Below are 245 nucleotides of genomic sequence, written 5' to 3'. Positions count from 1 at the left end.
GATCAGTTCACCCCCGAAGCCCCTCGGCATGCGCAGCGCGATGGTGACCAGCCCCGCGGTGACCAGCGGATGGATGCCGCTGTGGGCGCGGTGCGGCAGGACCAGCGTCAGCGGACCGGGCCAGAACGCTCCGGCGGGCCTTGCCGACAGCGGATCGAAACCGGCAATGCGGTCGGCCATGGCGCGATCGTCGTCATGGGCGACCAGCGGATTGAAGCGCGGCCGGCCCTGGGCCTCGGAAAGGC

The 245-nt window shown here is 71.4% G+C and carries 1 protein-coding gene; it reads right to left on the bottom strand.

Annotated elements, in window-relative coordinates:
• The coding region (locus KVT37_RS32595) for an L-threonylcarbamoyladenylate synthase (protein ID WP_217579064.1) at window positions 1-245 on the bottom strand (245 nt) is incomplete at both ends.

It is taken from the genome of Mesorhizobium sp. GbtcB19, assembly GCF_019091085.1.
Lineage (GTDB): Bacteria > Pseudomonadota > Alphaproteobacteria > Rhizobiales > Rhizobiaceae > Mesorhizobium.
The sequence above is the reverse complement of the archived record's forward strand: the minus strand, read 5'-3'. Positions and strand labels throughout refer to the sequence as shown.